General features: G+C 48.7%; 12 protein-coding genes and 3 rRNA genes. 3 read left to right on the top strand and 12 right to left on the bottom strand.

Going from position 1 to position 21,818, the window contains the following annotated elements:
- Positions 1–119 precede the first annotated feature (119 nt).
- On the top strand, positions 120–2,255 hold the full coding sequence (locus V8Z93_RS04180; RefSeq protein WP_439432492.1) for an HD family phosphohydrolase: 2,136 nt from the start codon (positions 120–122) through the stop codon (positions 2,253–2,255).
- Positions 2,256–2,432: 177 nt separating this feature from the next.
- On the top strand, positions 2,433–3,986 hold the full coding sequence (locus V8Z93_RS04175) for an OmpP1/FadL family transporter (protein WP_439432491.1): 1,554 nt from the start codon (positions 2,433–2,435) through the stop codon (positions 3,984–3,986).
- A 145-nt stretch (positions 3,987–4,131) separates the two neighbouring features.
- Here the strand turns inward: V8Z93_RS04175 and priA are convergent, their stop codons facing one another.
- From priA to V8Z93_RS04115, 12 genes are all read right to left on the bottom strand, one after another.
- The gene (priA, locus tag V8Z93_RS04170; protein WP_439432490.1) at positions 4,132–6,405 is read right to left on the bottom strand and encodes a replication restart helicase PriA; all 2,274 of its coding nucleotides are present in this window, start codon (positions 6,403–6,405) and stop codon (positions 4,132–4,134) included.
- A gap of 137 nt (positions 6,406–6,542) precedes the next feature.
- Positions 6,543–7,178 carry a porin family protein gene (locus V8Z93_RS04165; protein WP_218411744.1) on the bottom strand — a complete coding sequence of 212 codons (636 nt, stop codon included), beginning with the start codon at positions 7,176–7,178 and terminating at the stop codon, positions 6,543–6,545.
- Positions 7,179–7,241: 63 nt separating this feature from the next.
- A complete protein-coding gene (gene gldN, locus V8Z93_RS04160) occupies positions 7,242–8,306 on the bottom strand; it encodes a gliding motility protein GldN (RefSeq protein ID WP_439432489.1) in 1,065 nt (354 codons plus the stop codon).
- Between the two features lie 27 nt (positions 8,307–8,333).
- A complete protein-coding gene (gene gldM, locus V8Z93_RS04155; RefSeq protein ID WP_439432488.1) occupies positions 8,334–9,890 on the bottom strand; it encodes a gliding motility protein GldM in 1,557 nt (518 codons plus the stop codon).
- 32 nt (positions 9,891–9,922) lie between these two features.
- Positions 9,923–10,909 (bottom strand): gliding motility protein GldL, encoded by a 987-nt coding sequence (gene gldL / locus V8Z93_RS04150; protein ID WP_439432487.1) that lies wholly within the window; start codon positions 10,907–10,909, stop codon positions 9,923–9,925.
- Between the two features lie 5 nt (positions 10,910–10,914).
- Entirely contained in the window at positions 10,915–12,375 is a 1,461-nt protein-coding gene (locus tag V8Z93_RS04145) for an SUMF1/EgtB/PvdO family nonheme iron enzyme (RefSeq protein ID WP_203041055.1), read from the bottom strand.
- Between the two features lie 28 nt (positions 12,376–12,403).
- Complete coding sequence (locus V8Z93_RS04140) at positions 12,404–13,339, bottom strand: PorP/SprF family type IX secretion system membrane protein (protein ID WP_439432486.1); 936 nt, start codon at positions 13,337–13,339, stop codon at positions 12,404–12,406.
- 138 nt (positions 13,340–13,477) lie between these two features.
- Positions 13,478–13,699, bottom strand: coding sequence for a DUF2795 domain-containing protein (locus V8Z93_RS04135; RefSeq protein ID WP_089543964.1), 222 nt, complete (start codon positions 13,697–13,699; stop codon positions 13,478–13,480).
- 124 nt (positions 13,700–13,823) lie between these two features.
- On the bottom strand, positions 13,824–14,441 hold the full coding sequence (locus V8Z93_RS04130) for a hypothetical protein (protein ID WP_439432485.1): 618 nt from the start codon (positions 14,439–14,441) through the stop codon (positions 13,824–13,826).
- Between the two features lie 153 nt (positions 14,442–14,594).
- Positions 14,595–14,707: ribosomal RNA gene (gene rrf / locus V8Z93_RS04125) — 5S ribosomal RNA — on the bottom strand.
- A gap of 76 nt (positions 14,708–14,783) precedes the next feature.
- Positions 14,784–17,681 (bottom strand): 23S ribosomal RNA (locus V8Z93_RS04120).
- A gap of 360 nt (positions 17,682–18,041) precedes the next feature.
- Positions 18,042–19,573: ribosomal RNA gene (locus V8Z93_RS04115) — 16S ribosomal RNA — on the bottom strand.
- The 16S, 23S and 5S rRNA genes sit together here, the layout of an rRNA operon.
- 674 nt (positions 19,574–20,247) lie before the next feature.
- On the opposite strand from V8Z93_RS04115, the gene V8Z93_RS04110 reads away from it, so the two are divergent.
- Entirely contained in the window at positions 20,248–21,789 is a 1,542-nt protein-coding gene (locus tag V8Z93_RS04110) for a DUF3575 domain-containing protein (protein ID WP_439432484.1), read from the top strand.
- Positions 21,790–21,818: the final 29 nt, after the last annotated feature.

Genomic DNA, 21,818 nt, shown 5'->3' with positions numbered 1-21,818 from the left:
GGGAATTAATCGTAGAAAAGTGGCTTTTTTGCTCAAAACAGAGGAAAATGAGCAGCTATTTCGCCCCATATCAGAAGTTAGTTAACAAGAGTATTCACGACTAAACAAAGCGATACAATATGAGCATATTTAACAATCCGGAGGAGAACTTCTGGCGCAACTTCATCACCAAGGTCGTCCTCATCCTCTTCACCGTTTCCATCATTGTATGGTTCCTGCCACGCAATGAGGGCAGACAGTTCCGCTACGATATAGGCAAACCGTGGATGTATGGTTCTGTCATTGCCACCTTCGACTTCCCTATCTACAAGACTGACGAGTCGATCAAGCACGAACAGGATTCGCTGCTCAAGCAGTTCCAACCTTACTATTCGGTGAACACCACCGTGGGTGACGAACAGGTTAAGCGATTCCTCCACGACTTCAGCCAGGGCATCCCGGGATTGCCGAAGGAATTTGTGGGGCTTGTTGCCCAGCAGCTGCATCATGTTTACCAGACGGGAATCGTAAGTACCCCCGAGTACAATCGCATCTACAAGGATTCCACAAGCATGATCCGCATCATCAGCGGCAAGAACGTAAAGAGCGTACCCATCGGTACGTTCTACTCTACCATTGCTGCATACGAGCGCATTTTCTTCAACCAGCAGATTGCCGAACAGCGACAGATTCTATCACGCTGCAACCTGAACGACTACGTGGAGCCTAACCTGATATACGACAAGGAACGCTCGGAGACGGAGAAGACCGATTTGCTGAGCAGCATTCCGCTGGCAAGCGGTATGGTGATGAGCGGTCAGAAAATCATCGACCGTGGTGAAGTCATCACCCCTTCCAACTATCGGGTGCTCACATCCTTTGAAAAAGAGACGAAGCGCCGCAGTTCCACCGAGGATGAACTTACCACCACCATCATCGGCCAGGTACTTTTTATCTTCCTCCTCGTCATCATGTTCACCAGCTATCTCACGCTGTTCCGCAAGGATTACTTCGACAAGCCTCGCAGCATCACCATGCTCTATGCGATGATTACGCTGTTCCCTATCTTCGTGTCACTCATCATGAAGCACAATTTCTTCAGCGTCTACATCATCCCATTCGCCATGGCCCCTATCTTTGTGCGCGTGTTCATGGATTCCCGAACGGCATTCATCACCCATGTCACGATGATTCTCATCTGTGCGGCTGCGGTGAAATACCAGTACGAGTTTATCATCGTACAGCTGGCATCAGGTCTGGTTGCCATCTACAGCCTGCGTGAACTTTCCAAGCGTTCGCAGATATTCATCACGGCCCTGCTGGTCACCCTGAGCAGCGGCATAGTCTATCTCGCGCTCCAGCTGATGCAGGACAACCAGGTGTTCAACATCGACCGCAGCATGTACACCTATTTCACCGTGAATGGCATCTTCCTGCTGCTGTCCTATCCGCTCATGTATATCATCGAGAAGACATTCGGATTCACCTCTAATGTCACCCTCTTCGAGCTGTCTAACACCAACAAGGGATTGCTCCGCAACCTGAGCGAGATTGCACCGGGCACCTTCCAGCATTCCATCACGGTGGGTAACCTGGCAGCAGAGATTGCCAACCGCATCGGCGCCAACAGTCTGCTGGTACGTACGGGCGCACTCTATCACGACATCGGAAAGATGACCAATCCAGTGTTCTTCACGGAGAACCAGGCGGGCGTGAATCCGCACGATCAGTTGAGCGACCTGGAGAGTGCCCAGATCATCATCAGCCACGTAACCGAGGGTCTGAAAATGGCAGAAAAGGTGGGACTTCCGGGCATCATCAAGGATTTCATCACCACCCATCACGGCACAGGCCTGACCAAGTATTTCTATGTAAATTATTGCAATGAGCACCCTACTGAGGTGGTGGACAAATCACTATTCCAGTATCCGGGACAGAACCCATTCACCCGCGAACAGGCCATTCTGATGATGGCTGATACCGTGGAAGCAGCTTCCCGCTCGCTCAATGAATACACAGAAGAGAGCATCAGCAACCTGGTAAACAAACTCATCGACGGACAGGTGGCAGAGGGCTTCTTCAAGGAATGTCCTATCACCTTCCGCGACATCGCCCTCGCCAAGCTTGTATTGACAGAGCGACTCAAGGCCATCTATCATACCCGCATCTCTTACCCTCACATGAATACGAAGGCTGAGAAAAATGCAAAGAGTGACACTCCTGAACAGGAGGAAGCTCAAAACGAGGAAAAAATGATAGAAAAGGCGGAAAGCTAAGCACTTACGCCTTGCCCTATTTTACATCTCAAAAACTCCTTTTTCCTGCACAGTTTTAATAGATTGTGCAAGAAAAAGGAGTTTTTGCGTTAATATATTTTAAATAAACTCCCGTTTTAATAGAGAAATAGAACATTATAATTACCTTTGCGGACGTTTTTATTTAATATTATTAAAATGAAGAAAGTAAAATTAGTTAGTTTAGCCATTGCGATGGCTTGTGCAGCACCTTCTTTTGCAGGTGGTTTGCTCACTAACACCAACCAGCATGTTGCATTCAACAGAATGATGAGCCGTGAGGCTTCTATCGGTATTGACGGCGTTTACTACAATCCTGCCGGCGTTGTATTCATGGGTGAAGGAAAGCATCTCGCCATCAACTGGCAGTTGGCTTACCAGACACGTAGCATTGAAAATGATTATGCATTGTTCACTAACAATGTGAACAATCCTACTACTCCACGCGAGTTCAAGGGTAAGGCGTTTGCGCCTGTCATCCCTTCTTTCCAGTATGCTTATAATAAAGGCAGATGGTCACTCCAGGCAGGTTTCGCCCTTACAGGTGGCGGCGGAAAGTGTACCTTCGATGATGGATTGGGCTCTTTCGAGAAGATTGTTGCCGAAACTGCTTTGGCAGCTTGCCAGTTGGCAGGTGCAGTGGATCAGGTTGCAGCACAGTATGGAGTTCCAGCCGTATTCACTGGCGAAAAAGCTTTCGGAACAAAGGGACAGTATAGCTACAATAGCTATATGCACGGTCGCCAGTACTACTATGGCCTCTCTCTGGGTGCCGCTTATAAGTTCAGCGACAACTTCAGCGCATTCGCAGGTGTACGTGGTATCTATGCATCTACTAACTACTACGGATATGTAGAAGATATCAAGGTTGGCAACATGCCTCTCTATAAGGTGCTCGACCCAACCAAGGAAACAGCTGCCAACATTGAGTTGAGCTGTGACCAGAGCGGTGTGGGCTTCACTCCTGTTATTGGTGTGGATTTCAAGACTGGCAAGTGGAACTTCGCAGCTAAATACGAGTTCAAGACTCGCATTCGCTTGAAGAACAAGTCAGTAAACCAGGTGCCTAGTATCGGTAACCTTCCTGACAACCTCCGCAATGCTTACATCGCAGGCGGTGTACCTGAGCAGGCTGCTGATGCTATCTTGAATAACGCCACCATCCAGGGAGCAATGGGTCAGTTGAAGACCCAGTTCGACACCAAGCTCGATAAGGCTATCGGCGAATACGCAGATGGTAAGAAGATTGCAGGCGATATTCCTGCATACCTGGCACTTGGTGTAGGTTACAGCCCTGTAAATGCCGTACGCGTAAACGTAGGTTTCCACTGGTTCGACGACAAGCACGCTACATCATACAACAATCGTCAGGAGAAATTGGACCGTGGTACCTTAGAGTACAACGCAGGTGTTGAGGTGGATGTCAACAAGAAGATTACCTTGAGTACAGGTTGGCAGAACACCAACTATGGCTTGAGCGATGAGTATATGGATGACAAGTCATTCGTTGTTGGTTCTAACTCTGCTGCTATCGGCGGTGTTTACCATATCAACAAGAAGATGGATTTGAACGTGGCCTACTTCCACACATTCTATCAGCATAAGAAGACCTCAGAGAATGTTCAGCTCAGTGCAAACCAGAGCATCAACTACACCTCTGACTACACCCGTAACAACAATGTGTTTGCGGTAGGTCTCGACATCAACTTCTAAAGAAGAGGTTGAAAAAAGTAGAATTAGACTTATGTTTCCTAAACATAATAGATCAGTCATAACTACAAACATGCAAAAAAGGCTATCCCTTTCCTTCGATTGGGATAGCCATTTTTTTATTTTGTAGCAGCAATCATCTGTCTGATTATTGCGGATCCACATCATAATATATCTGCAAAGCTCCATACCTCGGATCTTTTGCCATCATCTGCTGGGCATACTTCAGATATTCGCGCACCTTCTTCTGGTCGATACCATTCTCCAGCTTGATGACAATCTTGCGGATATTCATTGTCTTCACCCTAGCCACAGCCGGCTTATCCGGTCCGAGCACTCTTTCGCCAAACCAGCTTCTCAACGTCTTGCCGAGTTCCAGACTTGCCTGCTGGCAAACCTTCTCGTTCTTATGTTTCAGGAACACGTTGATAAGATGGAAGAATGGTGGATAATGAAACATTCTTCTCTCTTCCAGGATACCCTTGAAAAGGGCTTCGTAATCATTGTGTACCACCTGGCTGATGATAGGAAGCGTAGGATTCTTGGTCTGCAGAATCACGAGTCCCCGCTTGCCCTTTCTTCCGGCTCTTCCGCTCACCTGCGCCATCATCATGAAGGCATGCTCGTAGGCTCTGAAGTCAGGATAGTTCAGCATCGAGTCGGCATTCAGAATACCCACAACCCTCACTTTGTCAAAGTCGAGACCTTTGGATATCATCTGCGTACCTATCAGAAGATTGGTCTTTCCCGATGAGAAGTCGCTGATCAGTCGCTCGTAGGCATTGCGCGTACGGGTGGTATCCAGATCCATGCGGGCAATACGTGCCTCGGGGAATATCTCGGCTATCTGGTCTTCTATGCGTTCCGTTCCAATACCTCGTCCCATCAGTTCCGTACTACTGCAGTTAGGGCATACCGTAGGCACGGGATAGGTGAATCCGCAGTAATGGCAGGTCAGCAGGTTGATGCTCTTATGCAGGGTGAGCGAAACATCACAGTTCTTGCATTTCGGAACCCATCCGCACACCTTGCACTCTATCATCGGTGCAAATCCCCTTCGGTTCTGGAAGAGAATGGCTTGCTCACCATTCTTCAACGCCTCCCTCACCGCAGCCAGCAACTGTGGCGAATAAGCCCCCGTCATCATCTTTCTATGGCGAAGGTCCTTCACATCCACCACCTGAATCTCCGGCAATTGAATGTCCTTGAATCTCGTCTTCAGTTCCACCAGTCCATACTTGCCCTGCTGCGCATTGTAGTAACTCTCCATCGATGGCGTAGCCGTACCCAGCAGCACCTTTGCCTCGGGATACATGCTGGCAAGCACGATGGCGGCGCTTCGGGCATGATAGCGTGGCGATGGGTCCTGCTGCTTGAAAGAGTTCTCGTGCTCCTCGTCGATGATGACGAGTCCCAGTTTCTGGAAAGGCAGGAAGACGGCACTTCTCGCTCCCAAGATTACATCATAGGGATGACCCGAAAGCTGCTTCTGCCAGATTTCCACACGTTCTGCATCGCTGTATTTAGAATGGAAGATGCCGAGCCGGTCGCCAAAAACTTTGTGCAGTCGCTCCATAATCTGAACCGTCAGGGCGATTTCGGGCAGCAGATAAAGCACCTGCTTATGTTCCTCGATGGCTTTTCTGATAAGATGGATATAGATTTCAGTCTTTCCGCTCGATGTCACACCATGCAGAAGCACCACGTTCTTGTTCATCATCTTCAGGAGAATCTGATTGTAGGCATCCTGCTGGGCTTCGGAAAGCGGCTTGATGAGTTCGAAATGCGATTCGCCCGAAGTGTTCAGTCTGCCCACCTCCAGTTCATAGGTAGAGAGAATACCCCTGTCGATGAGTGCCTTGACCACAGCAACCGTACAGCGAGACTCATTCATCAGTTCCTCCTTGGTCACCTTCTTAATACCTTCCCTGGGAGTATCACCTTCCAGACTATCCCAGTGGGAAAGAGCGAGGAAAGTAGTCAACGTTTTCGATTGCTTCAACGACCGCTGCACCATACTGAGCGCCACATGCAGGGCCTGCTCGTTGCGATAACTGCTAGCCAACTCCACATAAAGCTCCATCTTCGGCTTGAATTTCTCTATAGATTTCATGCCCGATGGCATAGCAGCATCAAACACGTCACCTAAGGGCGACATGTAGTAATCGCTGATCCATTGCCAGAGGCGCATCTGCTGGGACAGCAGAGAAGGATATTTGTCGAGCACAGCCTCAATAGGTCTACAGTCGAATTCCGGCTTTTCCGAATGCACATCAACAACCATCGCGATATACTTCTTGCTCTTGCCCAATGGAACAAGCACACGCATGTTGGGCACAACCTTCTCTTCCATCCCTTCGGGGATAGAATAGGTAAAGGTTCCGTCGAGCGGAAGGGGCAATATCACATCTACGTATCTCATGTTATAACGTTCTCCTTTTCTTTTTACGATCTAAAGTTCTGCAAAGATAGCAAAAAAAAAGCAGATACCCAACTAGGGGTACCTGCTTTTATATATTTTAATGTATAAACTTGTGAAGTGTACTGTCTAACTTCTCATTAGAACCAGTAACCCAAGGCAATCTGCCAAGAGTTGTTGCGGCTCTTGTCCTTGCCTGCATTGGTAAGTGCCTCGGCAGCCTTGACAAGGCTGGCATCAGCCGACTTGCCACAAGCGATGTTATAGTTGGCTGAAATCTGAAGATGGCTCAACAGGGTAACACCAGCACCTACGTTTACGCTGAAGTTTGACTTCTTCAGAGAATAGCTGCTTGTCTCATTCCACTTGAAGTTCTTGTCACCTACATTGATACCCCACTGTGGACCAGCAAAAACAAAGGCATTTGCCAAACTGCTCAAGCCGAAGCCATAACGCACGTTCACAGGGATGTTGATAGACTGCTGCTTCACGTTGACTTTACCCAGTTCACCATCAGTATCGGCATACTTAACGTCAGCCTCTTTCTGGTCGTACAAGGCTGCAGCATCGAAGCTCAAGCCTACGATAGGCACAGTAAACTTAACCATAGGACCAACAAAGAAACCAGTCTTGTTGGAAGCATCGAATACATCCTCGCTAAACGACATGCTTGTCACATTCAAGCCGCCCTTCAAACCGAACTTTACCTGGGCGTTAGCGCTAGTAGCAAACATCATTGCTGCTACCAAAAATACAAGAGATAAAATCTTCTTCATTTTTTCTACCTTTTAAAATTAAAATTCTATTTTTCTATTATCACACTCGTTGTGATTCATTTTCTAATGTCTCTGGCGGCGCACGGTTACTCGTGCCGAACCGCTGGATGCTGAAGAAGAACTGCTGTTGCTGCGCTTTTCCTTCACCTTAGCCTGCTTGCTGGAAGATGAACCGCCACGGCGATTGCTCTTCTTCTCCTTCTTCAACTTGCCCTTTACGTTCTTGTCCGCCTTGGCAATACTGTCGAGCGAATCCTTCTTCTCCTGGTTTCCCCAGAGATTCTTCTCAAAGGTAGCCAGTTCGCCCTCAATTCGCTTCTGCTCCTTTACCAGAGCCGAATCGGAGTGGCAATACTGCGCCAAGGTTTGTCCCAACATATTGTTGGTCTTGTAGATTTTTCCTTTATACTGATTTCTCACAAAGTAATCATCCACACTCATCACCGCCGCATTGTTCAGATTGCTGGTCATTATCTGCTGCTTGGCAAGATAAGGAGCCAGGTCGTCGTAGCGCACCCAGAAAAGCGGATACTTGGTTCCGCCATCGCCGAAGTCATCATCACGGGTCATGATAGGACAAAGTGCCAACACCTTGGTATGGAAGGTGGAAGTTCGCTGGTCGAAATAGGTTGACTCCTTAATATAATATGCCTTCACTTCTCTGGAAGGAATGTCGCTGTTGTCGAGCGAGATTCTTCCGTTTGCCTTCTTTTCATAATAGATATGATAGTTGTCCAGGAAAGACTTCGGGTCTACCCTGTCTGCTGCCGTAAAACTCTCGTTGCCATCCAGACGATATTGGAACACCGCCACCTTACCGGTCATCATCAATCTGAAGATGTTGGTAAAGAGGTTCATCTGGTTGCCCATAGGCTCCACAGGATAATACAGTCCGGCATTGGCATTATCGGTAAGACTCAGCTCACGATAGATGTCTCTTCTCCATACCACGTCCTCCTCCATAGGAGCAGCAGTAGGGAAAGAGATTTGTGCACGGGTGGTAATGTTGCCGGCATTCGATTTCTTCGCAGCCGCCTCCTTTGCCGCCTGCTGACGGCGTGCCTGAGGTTGAGCCACGATGCCCTGCACCATTCCCAAGAGCATGAATATGAACAATATCTTTTTCATTATTTTGAACTTTGAAATTTTACTAATTTATTTCACGATTACTTCCATCGCAGTAGGCAGATTTCTGGTGATGCCATCCGGTCCCACAGCCTTGATATGCGAGATATAGAAACGGCGACTGCGAGAAAGCTTTCTGAACTCGTTTCTCTGACGGTCGGAGAAGTTGGAGCCTGCTGATGCCAATGGGATGGCGTTACCCATGTTGTCGAAGAAGACGGTCTCGAAACTCAACACCTTGAAAGGTATATCCAGCAATCCGTCGTCGATGGCTGCATGGATGCCTGTGGCACCCATCAGGGATGCCTTCGCCAGACCGCCGCCACGGAAACGGGTGGTTCCCAATGCCAGGTAAGCCGTTGGATCTGGCAACTTTCTTACATGGAAGACAAATGGAGGCATCGTGCGGGTCTGTCCCTTGTCGCGTGCCGTTACATGGATGGTCACATCCTTGCCCACAGCCGCTGGGGTTGCCACGAAATGGCCGTTGCCCTTCGATACGAACGAACCGCCAGTCATCGATGCAGAGATGGCATTGGCTGGCACGCCCGGCACACTGATACTGATAGGATTCTGAAAACCTGCATAGAGCACGTTCATCAGGTCTGCCGCCACAGTTGCGGTGTTAGGTGCCGGAATCACGCTGTATTTCTGGATGAAGTTGCGCTTCATCACGTCGCCCTTGGCATTGTTCATCAGAATGTAGCCGGAGAACTGATGTTCTCCCACTCCACCTGCCGTGAAACTATACTGTCCACGGGCGCTGTTCACTCTCATGCCATTCACGTAGATTTCCGGCTGCTGGGTAGTATCCACGGCAGCCATCACGATGTTGGCATTGAATCTTTCGCCCGGATAAAGCGTAGTCTTCTCAGGAATCACGAAGGCATCGAGCTTGTTCACACGGATATCCTTCATGTCGATATTCGCCACCAGGTTGTGCAGCACTTCTCCCTCAGCATAGCGCACATCGCTCTGAATCTTCGAGAGTATGGTCACGGCAGCAGCCACTGGCATGTTCTCAAACATGTATTCCTGCCAGTTCTTACCCAGATATTTCTCGCCCTTAGGCACCTGGGTAGAGAAGTTGCTGGCTATGATTTTCTTCTGATGCTCATCTGTCACCAGTTCCAGGATGCGGTCGCGGTAGCGATTCAGCTCCCTATAGAGTTTCTTTCCCTTGCCCGTACCCGGTGCAAGCATCACGATGCCGGCAGCCTCCAGGTTTTCCTTGTTCTTGATATTGCTCACGTCGCCATCCTTGCCGTCAGCCTCCTTTACGATAGCAACCTTCAGTTCCTGTGCAAAGTTATAGAGCGCATCACTCATGTCCTTTACCTGCTTAGCCTTCTCGAACCATTCCCTCACCTTGGTAGGGTTTTGCTTCATCTGATCGGCAAAGTCACTATAGATTGCATTGTTCTCTGCGGAAGAGTTGGCTGTGGTTCGATTCAGACTGTCTTCCACAATAGAGAATCCGTCGAGCACCTCCGTAGAGACGTTCAACGCAAGCATAGCCATCAGGACGACGTACATCAGGTTAATCATCTTCTGGCGTGGTGAAACGGGTCTTTTCTTTATAGCCATTTATATTAATTTGCTAAATTCAATACTTTTCGTTACTCTTCACTCTTTACCTGAGGAGCTGCAGCACGCATGTTCACGGTCATCGCCTCTATCATACGTGCGTAAATCTTGTTCAACTGCTCAATCTGCTGAGCCATCTTGCGGCTCTGCTCGTTGATCTGGTCAATAGTTCCAATCTGCTGGCTGGCACCCTTCAACTGCATCTCGTAAACCTTGCTGATACCTGTGAGCGTACGGTTCAGGTTCTCCATCTCCTCGCTGTCACGGGTCAAACGGGTACTCTGCTCATTCACCTTTTCAAGGGTTTCAACAAGCTTCTTCAATTCCTCAACATAATTATTCTGGGCATCAGCCATCTCTGGGGTAACACCCTGCTGACCAGCTACCCAAGCGGCATTACCGCCTGCAACAGAGCCACCGGCCACAGAACCACCAGTCATAATGGCACCGGCTACGGCTTCACCATTCTCCGAGAATCCTGCTCCTGGAGCTACGGCCGCTGCAACACTCTCGTCAATCTGCTCAGCGCCTTCGCTCTCGCTTCCAGGAACAGAAGAAGAAGATGCAGATACACCAGCACCTCCGCTAAAGCTTCCACCGCCGATAATGATGGTCTGACTACCAGAAACAGGAGTTCCTGAAACAGAAGCAGCAGAAGATGAACCAGCTACAGTTGCAGAACCGGAGGCAGCAGATGCCGCTGCTTCTTCAGTCTCCCCATAAGTAACCTTTCCAGTCTCCAAGTACTCCTCAGTAACATGAGTAGGAATATCTCTTCCATCGGCTGTCTTGTCAAAAGGACGGTCGAAGGCTGAAAGGAAGAACACGAACGCCTCAGTACCCATACCGGCAAACAACATGAAATTGGCTCCCGGCAAGTGGGTCAACTTAAAGAGGGCACCCAGGATAACGATAGATGCACCCCAGCTATAAGCATAGTTCAGAAAGGTCTGTCCAGGCACACTGTCCATCCATTTCTGCAGATGATATACGATGTTAAACTTACTATATTCGCCCATTTTTATTATCTCCTATTCTTGTTCTTTGATGGTTTCTGTTTTGCACTCGATGTGGTGGCAAGACTGCGCACACAGCGGAATCCGATATACGAACGTGGCTGGTTCTGGTATTCCCAAGAACGCCATGCCGAACGGATGAACGATTCCGGATCTTTCCAGGAACCGCCTCTTACGCTCTTCTTCTTCAAGCGGTAAGGGTCTTCCTTTGCAGCATTGTATTTCAACTCAGGGTTCAGGTCGTTCATGGCATCTACACCAGCCTCGGTATAGATGGTACTGGTCCATTCTGCCACGTTACCTGCCATATCATAAAGTCCGTTTGAGTTTGGCGAGTAGATGCCCACCTTGCTGGTTATCAGATTGCCGTCCTTGGTATAATTACCGCGGTCTGGCTTGAAGTTGGCATAGAAGCATCCGTCTCCGTTCTTCACGTCCTGGTTCTCCCAAGGGAACTCGTTCTGGTTCTTGCCTCTTGCCGCATACTCCCATTCTGCCTCAGTAGGCAAGCGATAACGCTGCACGAATCGGGCTTCAGGTCCCAGACCTTTCAGCAGATAGTCGGTACGCCAGGCGCAGAAAGCATTTGCCTGCTCCCAAGTAACGCCCACCACCGGATAATCATTGTATGCCGGATTACTGAAATAACTTCTCAAGTAAGCCTCGTTGTCTGAATTGCGGAAATCATTCACCCAGCAGGTGGTGTCTGGATACACATTCACGATGTAGGTATTAAGGAAGTCCCATGGTCCGCTCAACGGGCGGTTGATGGTTTCACTGATGATTCGTCCCTCATCATCCACATAGGCAGTATCCTTAGAAATCATCACCACCTCGTTGGCATTCACCTGCTCATCGGTATTCAGGTTGCGTTCCTGCGGGTTCAGACGGTTTCTGCGGAGTGCCGCAGCGGTATAATCGTAAATCTCGTATTTGTAGTTCAGCTGTCGCCAGTCTATCAGCTTTTCGCCAGTCACAGGATTGGAAGTATAGAGACTTTCCATCGCTCTCTTCTCATCCTCGTTTGGCTTTCTTGGCAACTGCTTCTTCCAGTTAATCTGTGGAGTCACAGGGTCGCCGTTCTTATCCTCGGTAATCATGTAAGTCTCGTCGCCGCCATAGGCAGGGTCAGCCAAACGGGTACGGAGAATGGAATCGCGAACATAGGCGATAAACTGCTTGTATTCTGAGTTGGTGATTTCCGTATCATCCATCCAGAAGCCATCCACGGAAACATCCTTGCGAGGCGTCTTCTGTCCCCACAAAGAATCCTGGGTTTCCAGACCCATCTTCAGGAATCCTCGGTTCACCTTCACCATGCCGTATGGGGCAGGTTCGGCGAAACTTCTTCCGCCAACTCCAACCACCTCACCGCCTCTGCCTGCCATCGAGCTAGACTTGGCACCGAAACAACCGCTGAGGGTCAGGAGAGCCACCAGCGAGCTGAGGAGCATTATACTTTTCTTCATATTACGGTTCATATTCTTGATCTTCTTCTTAGAGTATTCTTACACTTTGATGTTTGTTTCTACCTTTCTTTACCAGGTTCAGGTCCATCTGGTATCCGATGTAAAGCTCATGGCTTCCGTTGCCAAAGCTCAGCTTCGAGGTGTACCATTCATAACTGTAACCCAAAATGACGCCATGGAAGGAACCGCCCACCAGGAAAGTTACGGAATTGTCAGGACTGTAGGTCAAGCCGCCATAGAGCAGACGCTTGTCATATTGGTAAACCAATCGCCCGGTAACGTCGCCTCGCCATGCCGTTCCGTCATACTTCACGAGGGCAGACGACTTTATAGTTAAAAACGGATTTCGGAGCTTAATATTGTATCCGCCAGTCAAATAATACGTTGCGTCAATCTTAAGCTCATTGGTTTCTCCCAGTTCAATGGTTGGTGAGGTAAGATGCTGTGCAGAAAGTCCCACATACCAGTTGCCATGCAGATAGTAGAGTCCGGCTCCCGCATCAAATCCGCTACCCTTCACATCAGATGTGGCGAGTGCAGGGTCGCCCGATTCTCCAGCATCCACTTTGCTGCCATCGAAACTCTCGCTGAGGAATCCGGCTTGCAGACCCACGCTCATCGTTCCTCCGAAGAGTTTGGTCTTGTAGGCATACTGCAGGTTGAGTCGCTGATGGGTGAAGAGTCCAATCTGGTCGTTCATCATCGTAGCACCCACGCCGTGATAATTCTTCAGCGCATAGAAAGGCAGGTCGGCTGCCAGATACATGGTTCTAGGATTATGTTCGAATCCGGCCATATCCAATGCGTAAGCAGCCGTTACGTTGAGTTTTGCCTGCTTACCCACTGCCGCAGGATTGTAGGATGGTTCCATGTCGAAATAATGACTGAAGGAAGGATCATACTGTGCTCTGGAAACGAGCACTCCTGTCAGCAAAAAAACTAATATGATGATTCGTCTTAACACAATGTAATAACGTAAAAGCGGGCGAAATATTATATATCGCCGGGATTATTATATATTAATAAGGTATAGTCGGAAGAGAGACATCAGAAAGATGAAAAAGGCTGCCCCCTGGTAAGAGAACAGCCCTATCATCGACTTTTAATATTCGTCGTCATTCCACAAGAAGTCATCCTTTGAAGGATAATCAGGCCAGATGTCCTCGATACTCTCGTAAACATCACCTTCGTCTTCTATCTCCTGCAGATTCTCCAGAACTTCCAGAGGCGCACCTGAGCGAGTTGCATAGTCGAGCAGCTCTTCTTTAGTTGCAGGCCATGGTGCATCTTCTAGCTTTGAAGCTAATTCAAGTGTCCAATACATAGCTATATTATTTAACGTTTCTACCAATTTGGCTGCAAAAGTAATAAAATTTATTTTATCTGCAAGTTTTTTGGCGTTTTTTTTCTCTAGAAAGTGCAGATAATAGCATTTATTTGCATTTTTTCTAGAAATTCATGCGATAATGCTGCTTAAATTTCTTTTTATCGAAGAAAATGATGCCCAAAGAGTAGAGGTCGTAGGTGATGCCACAATAATCTGATTCCTGCAGATGGTGCCACTCCTCGCCTTGCTTTTCACGATAAAGATTGCCCAGAAGTACGAGCATCGTCTGGTCGTCGCAAAGTGGAAGAACCTGTGTTCTCACTTCCTTCATTCCCATCTTCTCCAGATTAATGACCATCATCCTCTTCTTTCCCCATGCCTCCTTAAGGAGTAGATTATCTTTCAAAAGCAGATAATCTGTCTGAATTGGATGCTCCAATTCTACCCGCTTGACTTTCCTGCAACCGGCACGCAGATAATCTTCAAAAAGAGAATCATTGCAGATACTTATTTCCGGTTGCCAGAAGTTTGCCAGTCTCAACAGGAGTCTCCCCAGTTTATGTTGCCGCCTGTCGAGATGTACAAGTCGTTCCTTGAGTTCCTGATAGGCATAATAGGGATAATGCTCATTGATGACATAGCGGATAAAGGCATAAGCCGAAGGCGACTGCACCCCGAAGCCACGGCTACAGCCGCAGCGTCTCAACCATCTCCACCATGTACTCAAATAATAATGCATAATCCTTTTTTTAAATGCAAAGATACAAAAAATCTGTGAAATCACAGACCGAACAGGTCAAAAAATCTGTGCACATCTGTGAAATCTGTGGGAAAAAGAAAAAGAAATAGAAAAAGCCTCAGAAATCTTTCGAAATCTGAGGCTCTTGATAAAAGAAGGCGGCTACCTACTCTCCCGCATTGCATTGCAGTACCATCGGCGCAAGTGAGCTTAACTTCTCTGTTCGGAATGGGAAGAGGTGGGACCTCACCGCAATAACCACCTGATAATGGGGTATGACGTATTTGCACACAAGCAAAACAACATAATGAACTGAAAATACAGTTGAAACTATGAACTTTCAAAAGAAAGTGTTCGGGCAATTAGTAATGCTCGGCTTTGACATCGCTGTCTTTACACCTGCATCCTATCAACGTCATCGTCTTTGACGACCCTCAATGGAGTTCTCATCTTGCGGCTGGCTTCGCACTTAGATGCTTTCAGCGCTTATCCAATCCAGACTCAGATACCCAGCGGTGCGCCTGGCGGCACAACTGGTAAACCGGAGGTCTGTCCATCACGGTCCTCTCGTACTAGTGACGGCACCACTCAAAACTCCCACGCCCACGATAGATAGAGACCGAACTGTCTCACGACGTTCTGAACCCAGCTCGCGTGCCACTTTAATGGGCGAACAGCCCAACCCTTGGGACCTTCTCCAGCCCCAGGATGTGACGAGCCGACATCGAGGTGCCAAACCACCCCGTCGATATGAGCTCTTGGGGGGGATCAGCCTGTTATCCCCGGAGTACCTTTTATCCTTTGAGCGACGGAGTTTCCATACACATCCGCCGGATCACTATGCCCCAGTTTCCTGCCTGCTCGGCATGTCTGCCTCCCAGTCAAGCGCCCTTATGCCATTGCACTCTTTGAGGTCGGTTACCAATCGACCCGAGGGCACCTTTGGAAGCCTCCGTTACGCTTTTGGAGGCGACCACCCCAGTCAAACTACCCACCAAGCAGTGTCCGCGCATCTGCGCGTTAGACCTCAGACAGCCAAAGGGCCGTATTTCAAGGATGGCTCCACGAAAGCTGGCGCTCCCGCTTCAAAGCCTCCGGCCTATCCTACACATCGGATGACCAAGGTCAATGCTAAGCTGTAGTAAAGGTTCACGGGGTCTTTTCGTCCCATCGCGGGTAATCGGCATCTTCACCGATACTACAATTTCACTGAGCTCATGGTTGAGACAGCGTCCGGATCATTACACCATTCGTGCAGGTCGGAACTTACCCGACAAGGAATTTCGCTACCTTAGGACCGTTATAGTTACGGCCGCCGTTTACCGGGGCTTCAATTCAATGCTTCCCATTGCTGGTGACATCTCCTCTTAACCTTCCGGCACCGGGCAGGTGTCAGGCTGTATACGTCATCTTTCGAGTTTGCACAGCCCTGTGTTTTTGTTAAACAGTTGCCTGGACCTATTCTCTGCGCCTCGCTATTCACGAGGACCCTTTATCCCGAAGTTACAGGGTCAATTTGCCTAGTTCCTTAACCATGAATCTCTCAACGCCTTAGTATGTTCTACCCGACCACGTGTGTCCGTTTGCGGTACGGGTGCCGCATGGGTTAAGCTTAGCGGATTTTCTCGGGAGTATGATTACCCACACTATTGGATTCTTCCGAAGAAGACTCCATACTGTCAAGTTCAGCTCGGATGGTGGATTTGCCTGCCATCCTCAACGCCTACACTCTTCAACGGGGACTTCCGTCGCCCCGCGGTGGTTTCACTGCTCCGTCTCCACGTCGCCCCATGCGGCAGTGACGGAATATTAACCGTCTCTGCCATCGCCATCGCCGTTCGGCTTAGACTTAGGACCCGACTGACCCCGGGCTGATTGGCATTGCCCGGGAAACCTTGGTCTTACAGCGGGAGGGAATCTAACCCTCCTTATCGTTACTTATTCCTACATTTGCTTTACTCACCGCTCCAGGATAACTTACGTACACCATTCGACGCTGTGAGTATGCTCCCCTACCGATACTTTTATAATTGCTATCCCGCGCCTTCGGTGTCTGCCTTATACCCGATTATTATCCATGCCCGGACCCTCGACTAGTGAGCTGTTACGCACTCTTTGAATGAATGGCTGCTTCCAAGCCAACATCCTAGCTGTCATAGGGACCAGACTTCGTTAGACTAACTCAGGCAGAACTCCGGGACCTTAGACGGCGGTCTGGATTCTTCTCCTCTCGGGGACGGACCTTAGCACCCGCCCCCTTACTGCCGGACTGCAAACCGTGAGCATTCGGAGTTCGTCAGGACTCGATAGGCGGTGAAGCCCTCTTGTCCTATCGGTCGCTCTACCTCTCACGGTGACCATCCGACGCGGCACCTAAATGCCTTTCGGGGAGTACGAGCTATCTCCAAGTTTGATTGGCCTTTCACTCCTACACTCGGCTCATCCAGAAGCTTTTCAACGCTTATTGGTGCGGACCTCCATCCCGTGTTACCGGGACTTCATCCTGGCCAAGTGTAGATCACTTGGTTTCGCGTCTACCCCCACTGACTGTGCGCCCTGTTCAGGCTCGCTTTCACTGCGGCTACGTGTCTCGTGACACTCAACCTCGCCAGTGACGGTAACTCGTAGGATCATTATGCAAAAGGCACGCCGTCACATCGTAAGATGCTCCGACCGCTTGTAGGCGCATGGTTTCAGGAACTATTTCACTCCCCTGCTCGGGGTTCTTTTCACCTTTCCTTCACAGTACTCGTTCGCTATCGGTCTCACGGGAGTATTTAGCCTTACCGGATGGTCCCGGCAGATTCGCGCAGGATTCCTCGTGTCCCGCGTTACTCAGGATACCGCTATGCTTGATTTGGCTTCGTGTACAGGATTATCACCTTCTGTGATGTAACTTTCCAGATACTTCCACTCACCATTTCAATACAATGTCGCGGTCCTACAACCCCAGCCACGCCTTGCGACGCCACTGGTTTGGGCTGTTCCCCGTTCGCTCGCCACTACTAGGGGAATCATTCATTTATTTTCTCTTCCTGCAGGTACTAAGATGTTTCAGTTCCCTGCGTTAGCTCTCTTACATTGGTAAGAGTAACCGTCCTTCAGACGGCTAGGTTGTCCCATTCGGAAATCTCCGGATCAAAGGTTATTTGCACCTACCCGAAGCTTATCGCAGCTTATCACGTCCTTCATCGCCTCCGTGAGCCTAGGCATCCGCCATACGCCCTTTCTTACTTTCTTTACGACTGTATTTGTTATCTCGTTTATCATTACTGATTACTCGACAACGAATAAGTAGCTCATACTTTCAGCTGTATTCTAACTTGTGAAATCTCATCTTGCGATTTGATTCACTTTAGTCTGAACTAAAGTTCATTACTTACAGTTTTGCTTGTGTCAATATGTCAAAGATCTTCTTGCCTTAAAAGGCATGGTGGAGATTGTGGAGTTGAACCATTTTGCTTGAGCCATCCCTATATATTATATAATGTATAAGGAATCCCAGTCTCCTGTATTTAATTAAACAGATGGTGCGTACAAGAAGAGAAGCGAACTTTTAAGTCTTGTTCCTAAATCTTCATAGGAAATTCGTCTCTCCAGAAAGGAGGTGTTCCAGCCGCACCTTCCGGTACGGCTACCTTGTTACGACTTAGCCCCAATTACCAGTTTCGCCCTAGGCCGCTCCTTACGGTCACGGACTTTAGGCGCCCCCGGCTTTCATGGCTTGACGGGCGGTGTGTACAAGGCCCGGGAACGTATTCACCGCGCCATGGCTGATGCGCGATTACTAGCGAATCCAGCTTCGTGGGGTCGGGTTGCAGACCCCAGTCCGAACTGAGACAGGCTTTAAGGATTAGATGCGCTTTGCAGAACACCATCTCTCTGTACCTGCCATTGTAACACGTGTGTAGCCCCGGACGTAAGGGCCGTGCTGATTTGACGTCATCCCCACCTTCCTCACACCTTACGGTGGCAGTGTCCCCAGAGTGCCCAGCTTAACCTGATGGCAACTAAGGAGAGGGGTTGCGCTCGTTATGGCACTTAAGCCGACACCTCACGGCACGAGCTGACGACAACCATGCAGCACCTTCACAGAGACCCCGAAGGGCGTCATTGTCTCCAAATCCTTCCTCTGCAATTCAAGCCCGGGTAAGGTTCCTCGCGTATCATCGAATTAAACCACATGTTCCTCCGCTTGTGCGGGCCCCCGTCAATTCCTTTGAGTTTCACCGTTGCCGGCGTACTCCCCAGGTGGGATGCTTAATGCTTTCGCTTGGCCGCTGACCTATTCAGACCAACAGCGGGCATCCATCGTTTACCGTGCGGACTACCAGGGTATCTAATCCTGTTCGATACCCGCACTTTCGAGCTTCAGCGTCAGTTGCGCTCCAGTGAGCTGCCTTCGCAATCGGAGTTCTTCGTGATATCTAAGCATTTCACCGCTACACCACGAATTCCGCCCACTTTGTGCGTACTCAAGGAAACCAGTTCGCGCTGCAGTGCAGACGTTGAGCGTCTACATTTCACAACACGCTTAATCTCCGGCCTACGCTCCCTTTAAACCCAATAAATCCGGATAACGCCCGGACCTTCCGTATTACCGCGGCTGCTGGCACGGAATTAGCCGGTCCTTATTCATAAGGTACATGCAAAAGGAGTCACGACTCCCACTTTATTCCCTTATAAAAGCAGTTTACAACCCATAGGGCCGTCATCCTGCACGCTACTTGGCTGGTTCAGGCTCTCGCCCATTGACCAATATTCCTCACTGCTGCCTCCCGTAGGAGTTTGGACCGTGTCTCAGTTCCAATGTGGGGGACCTTCCTCTCAGAACCCCTACTGATCGTCGCCTTGGTGGGCCGTTACCCCGCCAACAAGCTAATCAGACGCATCCCCATCCATCACCAATAAATCTTTAATCTCCTTCAGATGTCTTCTAGAGACGTCATTGGGTATTAGTCTTACTTTCGCAAGGTTATCCCCAAGTGATGGGCAGGTTGGATACGCGTTACTCACCCGTGCGCCGGTCGACGCCTAGAAAAAGCAAGCTTTCTCTATCGTTTCCCCTCGACTTGCATGTGTTAAGCCTGTAGCTAGCGTTCATCCTGAGCCAGGATCAAACTCTCCATTGTAAAATATCATTTTTACGTCGTCACTTCCGAAGAAGTAACTCGGTGTTTGTTGTCTGTACTTAGGACGAATATCCTTTTCGTTTATTGAAGCTTAGTAAACCTGACTTGTCAATTGCTTGACGGTTCGTTTCTTTTTACCCAGTTCCTTCATACTCCCTATATATAATAAGGTGTAATTCAAAACCGCTTCTTGTACTACTTGTCTGTTTATGTAAAATCTTACAAAGAACTCTTTCTTTATTGCTTCGAGTAATGCTTGATTTCTCAAAAGCGAGTGCAAAAGTACTAATTATTTTCGAAACCACCAAATTTTCAGAGAAGAAAGTTTTATTTTTGTCTAAAATTTAACAGTCTTAAACATTTTAACTTTTAATTCCCCATCAAACTCCTTATAATATACATACACACGCTGGGCGCATGTGTGTACGCACACGATACTATAAAGGTTAAGAAAATCTAAAATACGAATTTTTTTCCCCCCCCCCGTTTTTTTGGAGACTATTAGTTTTTTTGCTACCTTTGTCTGTGAAAAAATGAAAGTAATAAAGACTTGAATGGTATATTCTGAGCAAAATCAGGTATATCCGCACAAAAAAACATGGTATATCCGCACAAAAAACGGTATATCTGAGAACGATAAAGAAAATTAAGAACAATTTAAAATAGACCGATTCATGAATAGAAGTAATGGACTGCGCATGCTGCTCCTCTTGATTTCTACTCTTACGATGAATTCCGCGCTGGCACAAGACTGGCGATTGAAGACGAACCTAGCATACTGGGCTACAACAACACCCAATATCGCTGCAGAAACCAGACTATCTAACCGATTGTCGATGGATCTATCATTAGGATGGAACACATTTACGTATAGTGGAAACAAAAAGCTGAAGCACATTGCGATACAACCGGAAATCAGATACTGGCTTGGATGCCCCTACATCGGACACTTCCTGGGAGCCAACATACTCTACTCGCATTACAATGCGGGCGGCGTACACTTCCCCTTCGGCTTTTTTCCAGAGCTAAAAAAGCATCGGTTCCAAGGTGACTTGGGTGCCATAGGACTGGTGTATGGTTACGACTGGTCGCTCGGCAAGAGCAACAGATGGAACCTGGAAACGGCACTGGGACTGGGAGTGGGATTTACTCGCTATACCAAATATAACTGTTATGGGAAATGCGGTACGGCTATCGAGAAAAAAAACAAGACTTTCGTGATGCCTACCAAGTTGGCTGTTTCGCTGGTTTACAACATCGGTCCTACCGACCGCATGGACAACTGCCGACAGAAGGAGCCACAGGAGATCATCCTTCCGGAAGATAGCTGTACGCTCAACGAAATCCAGTTTATCCCAGCCCTTTCGTTCGTCAAGGACAACACGGGCAAGGCGGGCGAATTGCAGAAAAACAATCCTGTGCTTCAATACGTTAAAAACTATCGTCCTTACACCAAGGATTTGGTTTTGAGCCAGGAAGAAGGAGCACTCTACATCTTCTTCCCGAAGTCAAAGGCTGAGATTACGCAGGAGTTCCGCAATAATAACAAGGTGCTCGACCAGATTATCGACATCACCAAAGCCATCATGAAGGATACCACTTCTTCGGTGAAGATTATCCAGATAGTGGGTCTCGCATCCATCGATGGTTCCGTGAAATTTAATGAACAGTTAGCTGGTAAGCGAGCAGAGGCATTGAAGGATTATATCCAGCAGCGCACCTTGCTTCCCGATTCGCTCTTCGAGTGCAATAATGGCGGAGAGGCTTGGGCTGAACTTCGCTATAGCATCAAGGAGAGCAATCTGAAATGCAGGGACGAACTGCTGAAGATTATCGACAGCGAGCCAGATGCCGACCGCAGGGAGCGACGCATCAAGAGTATCGACCAAGGCAGGGCATGGGCAGAACTTCGTGATAAGATTCTGGGCAACCAGCGCAATTCCGGTTTCCTCCGCATCTACTACGATTACGTACCTGACGAGGCGGCGACCACCATCAACCTAGCCACCCAGTTGCTCAGGTCGGAGCGTTACCAGGAGGCGTTGAAGGAGTTGCAGAAGGTAAAAGCCGACAAGCGAGCCGCCAATGCTCTCGGCATAGCCTACTACATGACGGGCAACCGAGAAGCCGCCCACCGTTACTGGCAGCAGGCGATGGAGACTGGCGATGAGGAGGCGAAGAAGAACCTCATGCAATATGATAGAATTTTTAATTAACAAGATTATTTACATACTAAAAATCTGAC

This window comes from Segatella copri, assembly GCF_051861805.1.
Classification (GTDB): Bacteria; Bacteroidota; Bacteroidia; order Bacteroidales; family Bacteroidaceae; genus Prevotella; species Prevotella copri_M.
The sequence above is the reverse complement of the archived record's forward strand: the minus strand, read 5'-3'. Positions and strand labels throughout refer to the sequence as shown.